Annotated in this window: 5 protein-coding genes and 1 pseudogene; 2 read left to right on the top strand and 4 right to left on the bottom strand. The window is 62.1% G+C overall.

The window, feature by feature from the left end:
* Positions 1-1,387 precede the first annotated feature (1,387 nt).
* Both GY725_07390 and GY725_07385 read left to right on the top strand, forming a co-directional pair.
* On the top strand, positions 1,388-2,641 hold the full coding sequence (locus GY725_07390; GenBank protein ID MCP4004002.1) for an ATP-binding protein: 1,254 nt from the start codon (positions 1,388-1,390) through the stop codon (positions 2,639-2,641).
* A gap of 2 nt (positions 2,642-2,643) precedes the next feature.
* Entirely contained in the window at positions 2,644-4,122 is a 1,479-nt protein-coding gene (locus tag GY725_07385; protein ID MCP4004001.1) for an AAA family ATPase, read from the top strand.
* Between the two features lie 105 nt (positions 4,123-4,227).
* Here the strand turns inward: GY725_07385 and GY725_07380 are convergent.
* The 4 genes and pseudogenes from GY725_07380 to GY725_07365 all read right to left on the bottom strand — a co-directional run.
* Positions 4,228-4,479, bottom strand: a pseudogene (locus GY725_07380) (hypothetical protein).
* 27 nt (positions 4,480-4,506) lie between these two features.
* Positions 4,507-4,920: a hypothetical protein gene (locus GY725_07375; protein MCP4004000.1), complete on the bottom strand. Its 414-nt coding sequence runs from the start codon at positions 4,918-4,920 to the stop codon at positions 4,507-4,509.
* 231 nt (positions 4,921-5,151) lie between these two features.
* Entirely contained in the window at positions 5,152-5,379 is a 228-nt protein-coding gene (locus tag GY725_07370) for a DUF433 domain-containing protein (GenBank protein MCP4003999.1), read from the bottom strand.
* 84 nt (positions 5,380-5,463) lie between these two features.
* A partial coding sequence (locus GY725_07365) for a hypothetical protein (GenBank protein ID MCP4003998.1) occupies positions 5,464-5,675 on the bottom strand: 212 nt, incomplete at its 5' end.

Genomic DNA, 5,675 nt, shown 5'->3' with positions numbered 1-5,675 from the left:
TTTCACCGCGACTCTGAGCGTTCGCGAGCCGGCCCTCGATCGAGAGGTGATACGGCAACCGAAGACAGTCTGGACGACTCACATCGTCCTTGTCCTCGCGGCGCAACCAAGTCGCATTGACGTCCTGGCAACCCCGCTCGAGGTCCTTCACCAGGGGTCGGTTCCCGCCACCAGCGCGACAGATGGGCGCCGGGGCGAAGGCCGACTACGCCGTCGAGCCTCGAGCTCGGCACTCGAGTGTGCTGCGTTCCCGGTTCCAGGCGTACCTGCGCTGGAGCATCCAACCCGCCCTTCCCTGACAACCTCGGCCGATCTGTCCCGAGACCTGCGATTCCCCATACATCACGCGTTGCGCGGTCCGCCGGCTGGATCATGCCCAGGTCATGAAACGCTGCTCGCTTTGAGCCCCTGGCGATTCCCTGGTCATCAAGTCTTATGACGCTCCCAGGGTCCGTGATGTCCAGGTTCTCAGCCGCTGTGACGCTCCCGGGGTCCGTGATGTCCAGGTTCTCAGCCGCCGTGACGCTCCCGGGGCCCGCGATGTCCTGGTTCTCAGACCCGATGACGGACCCGGTGAGTCCGATTCCCTGGTCCTTCGGCGTTTCGCGTCCGCACGGCGGAAGCACTCCCTGGGCAACAGGGCGCTGCGCGTTCGCGCGGCGGGTGATTCCCTGGTCTTGGCGACACTGATCGTTCGCGCAAATGCCAATGCCCTGGAAATCAGGGCGCCCAGCTCCGGCACAACCTCTAGTTCCCTGGAAATCGGAGCACCCAGCGCTCGCACAACGTCTGATTCCCTGGGAATCGGACGTTTCGCATTCGCGCAGGTGCTCCAGGACTCTGTCCGAAATCGCCCTGGCGAGGCGCATCAAGACCTCATGCGATCTCGGTTCCAGGCGTACCTGTGCTGGAGCAGTTTGGTCAGGTCCAGCTCACCTCGCCGGACAACTTCGCGGCCAGAAGCTGGTTGGCCTGCTCGAGGGCCGTGATCGCCTGCGCGCGGGAGACGGTGGGGAACGCGTCGAGGAACTTCTCGAGGCTGTCTCCGGCTTCGAGTAGTCGAAGAGATTCTTCAGCGGTACGCGAGTTACCGACGAAGACCGCGGGCCTCCGAGGATTTCAGGGTCGCTGTGGACGACTTGGTCGAGATTCATGTCGTGCCTTGCACAGGGGGTCCGGTGCGAATTGCAACCAAACTGTTCGCCAGGCTCTCAGCAAAGCAGAGGTTTGAATGCGGCGGGGGGCCATGACTTCGATGGTCGCGCCTTCGCTGAAGCCGCCGTGCGTTTCGGCCAGGGTCGTTGACAGGGAAGCCTGAGAGGCGTATCATGCCAACAAATTTGTTGGCAACAGATTTGTTGGCAACGAATCTGCTGGAGGAGGCATGATCGACGCCAAGCTCAAGCGCGCACTCGGCAATTGGGTCGAGGGTGATCGCTTCTGGGACCGAGAAGCTGAGTTGGAGCTGCTGGTCGAGTACCTGGAAGAGGGCGCTCACCTGTTGATCGTGGCCCAGCGCCGGATCGGCAAGACCAGCCTGATGCGAGAGGCAGCCCGGCGTCTGGCAAGACGCTTCACCTGCCTCCAGGTAGACCTGCAGAAGTCCCACTCGCCCGCCGACGCGATCGTCGAGCTGAGTATCGCGACCCGCCCCCATGGATCGCTCTGGCAGACAACGAAGGGTGTCTTTTCGAGCGTCCTCGGCCAGGCCGTCGACATGGTCGAGTCGCTTCAGCTCGACGACCTCACCGTCACCCTGCGCAGTGGCGTCACGGCCGGCGACTGGCAGGCCAAGGGCGATCGACTCTTCGAGACCCTGGCCGCGGCGGAGAAGGAGGTCGTGGTGTTCTTGGACGAGGTACCGATCCTGGTGAGCCGGATCCTCCATGGGGACGACTTCCAGATCACGCCCGATCGCCGCAGGGAGACGGACGCCTTCATGTCGTGGCTGCGGGACAACTGCATCCGTCACCGGGGCAAGGTGCGGGTCGTGGTCACCGGCTCGATCGGCATCGAGCCCATCCTCCGCCGAGCGGGCTTGAGCGCCACGCTCAACGTCCTGACGCCTTTCGAGCTCGGCCCCTGGGACCGCGAAACCGCGGCCGAATGCCTCGAAGCCCTGGCCAACGGTTACGGCCTCCAGTTTCAGCCCGGGGCGATCGAAGCGCTGCTCGATCACCTCGGGGTGTGCATCCCGCATCACGTGCAGATGTTCTTCGACAACCTCTATCGGACCGCAAAGCTCCGCAAGCTGACCTCGATCACCAGGGAGCTGATCGATGAGGTCTATGAGCAGAACATGCTCAGCGTCCGTGGTCACGCCGAACTCAGCCATCTCGAAGAACGGCTCAAGCTCGTCCTGGGCCCTCATCTACATCCGCTGGCCCTCGACCTTCTCACCGAAGCCGCCGTGTCCTGGGAGCTCACGCCGACAGCCGCCCTGGCGCTCGCCCGCGAGCACTTGGTTGACGACGAGAAGCCCCAAGACGAAGTTCGCGAGATCCTCGGCATCCTGGAACATGACGGCTACCTGCAAAGAGAGCCCGAAGGCGGCTACGCCTTCGTCTCCAAGCTACTCCGAGACTGGTGGCACGCTCACTTTGGCTTCGCTTTCGTGCCTGCATTGGAACGTAGGGAGTAACCATGGGCCTACCGCAGCTAAAGTACAACCCTGGGATCCGCGGCGACCAGGAGTTGATCGACGGCTTCGTCGTCCGCCATCATCATCTCGAGCTCATCCTGGAAGTCCTACGCGAGAACACCGCCGCATCGAACCAGCACCTCCTGGTCGTCGGCCCGCGGGGCAGTGGCAAGACGACACTGGTACGGCGTGTGGCTGCGGAGATCCGCCGAGTCCCCGATCTCAAAGCGAATTGGTATCCGATCGTATTTGCCGAAGAGTCCTACCTGATCTCCAGCCCCGGTGAGTTCTGGCTCGAGGCCCTCTTCCACTTGGCTGATCAGACTCAGGATGACCGCTGGAGCCGCGCCTATCAAGAACTGCGAGAAGAGCGCGACGAGGCTCGGCTACGGCAGCGGACCCTCGCGCAATTGATGGACTTCGCGGCAGAGACCGAGAAGCGCATCCTGATGATCGTCGAGAATATGAACATGTTGCTCGGAGAGCAGATCAAGGGATCGGGCGATTGGGACCTTCGCCATACCCTGCTGAACGAGCCCCGAGTGATGCTCCTGGGCACAGCGACGAGTCGGTTCGAGGGAATCGAGAGGATCGACAAGGCGTGGTTCGAGCTCTTCTCTATTCATCAGCTACAGCCTTTGGACACGAAGGAGTGTGAAGCCTTGTGGCAAGCAGTTATCGGCGAAGATCCGCCGACTTCACGACTGCGCCCGATGCACATTCTGACCGGGGGGAATCCACGACTGCTGAAGATGCTGGCCGAGTTCGCCGCCGGTACGTCGTTCGAAGAATTGATGAGCCAACTCGTTCAGCTCATCGACGACCACACCGAGTACTTCAAGAGCTACCTCGATCACCTGGCACCTCTGGAGCGCAAGGTCTTCGTTGCGCTTCTCGATCTATGGGATCCATCGAGCTCGCAGGAGGTGGCTCGAGCCGCGCGATTGAGCGTGAGCAAGACGAGCTCTCTATTGAGTCGCCTTGGCAACAAAGGCTCCATCGAGATCGTCGAGCAACGTGGTCGCCTGAACATCTACCAGGCGTCCGAGCGACTTTTCAACATCTACTACCTGATGCGGCGCCGGCGAGGCCAGGCGAAGCGTGTCCTCGCCGTTGTCATCTTCATGATTCACTTCTACAGAGAAGAGCTGACCGCTGTCATTCGACAGATGGTTACCGAGACCGAATGGTCGGACGCCTTGAACGCCTCTCGGCCCGCGATCCGTGCCGCGGCGTCTAGCGAGGCTGCGGCAAAGCTGGCAACAGAGCTGCTGATCTCAGTGGCTGCAGCCGGACATGCAGAGGAGGCACTGGACAAGCTGATCCGGTCTGAAGGCGCTGAAGCACTCGAGCCGCTGGCCGTAGGGCTGCGGATTTTGCTGGGCGAGAACCCGACCAAAGCCCGTGAGATTCTCGAAGTCGGCCGCGACGTTGCACAGCAGATTCGCGACCTGCAAAAAGCCGACAAGAAGCTCGCCTGAGGGACCTCTCAGGCGAGCTATGCACTGCCTGCGGTTCGGTCTCAGCCCACCGCCTGAGCCACCGACCTCTGCCGGATCTCGACCGCCAGCTCCCCGCCTTCGAGCCCGACCGACGCCGGTGGGGCCGAGGAAGATGAAGGAGCCGATCGGCCCGCGCGAGTCTTCGATCCCCGAGCGGGCGCGGATCACCGCGTCGGCGACCAGCCGAACGGCTTCGTCCTAGCTAGCCGACGATAAGGCGGTGGAGGATCTCGTCGAGGCGCAGCAGCTTGTCCCGCTCGCCCTCGACCAGCCGGTCACGGGAATGCCGGTCCACTTGGAGCCGATGTCGGCGATGTCGTTCTCGGTCACCTGTTTGGTGGTGCCTGACACCACTTCTGGGGGTTACGCGGCCTGCTGGAAGAAACACACGACGTCGCGCACGAAGAAGTCGTCGAACTGATCTTGATCGGTCTTCTCAGGATAGTCGATCGCTTCGATCTGCAGCTCGTTGTTCCCGTTCTTCAGAATGCGGGGACCGATGTTGATGATCTGGGTGGACCAATGGTCAACGGTCTGCTCACGGTGAGAAACGTAGTCCCATCGGTTAGGGAAGATGTGCCCAACCGACTTGTCGTTGATCTTGACCACAACTGGGTCCTTGGCGCAGTTCAGACCTTTGACCATCAACATCAAGATGGCGGCGCCGCCAGGGTGCCGACCATGGGTGTAGAACGTCTTCTTCCACAGAGTGTTGCTGTCGCCGACGCGCCGATTAACATCTCCCTGTATAACAGTCATATCAGTCACTACAGGCATGATCTTACCTCCTTTATCTGATGTTTCCGTCCTTCATCAGATTCCAGAGCCAATCCCGGGCCGTTTTGTTTACTGGGGACTCGCGATTCCGCCGATTCTAGTGCGCTTCTCGCTTGGGCGTCCATTGTCTTGCGGCTGCGCCAAGAGCACATCCGCTCAGCTTGCCGTCACAGTCAAGACTTCGCCGGGACGTGGCCAGAGATCTCCCGCGCGAGCTGACGCGGGAGAGATTCATCCAGCAGCACGCGCATTCGCGGCCAGGAACTGGTTGGCCTGTTCGAGGGCCGTGATCGTCTGCTCCCGGGAGACGGTGGGGAATGCGTCGAGGAACTTCTCGAGGCTGTCTCCGGCTTCAAGGTAGTCCAACAGGTTCTTCAACGGGACGCGGGTACCGACGAAGACCGCGGTGCCCCCGAGGATCTCGGGGTCGCTGTGGACGACGATCTGATCGAGCTTCATGCTGTGACTCCTGATCGTGCTTTCTTCATCCAGCAGGCATGCCCGCCCGGCCTGCGCCGGGCGGCCGTCTGATGATCGAGGTGCTCAGGCCACCGTTGCCGTCGACCCCTCCCGGATCTCGACCGTCAGCTCCCCGCCTTCGAGGCCGACTTCGATGGTCGCGCCTTCGCTGACCTCCCCGGCGATCAGGGCACGGCCGATGCGGGTCTCGAGGTGGTGCTGGAGGTAGCGCTTGAGGGGGCGGGCGCCGTAGACGGGATCGTAGCCTTCGCGGGCGATGTATTCGCGGGCTGGCT

This window comes from bacterium (genome assembly GCA_024226335.1).
Classification (GTDB): domain Bacteria; phylum Myxococcota_A; class UBA9160; order SZUA-336; family SZUA-336; genus JAAELY01.
The sequence above is the reverse complement of the archived record's forward strand: the minus strand, read 5'-3'. Positions and strand labels throughout refer to the sequence as shown.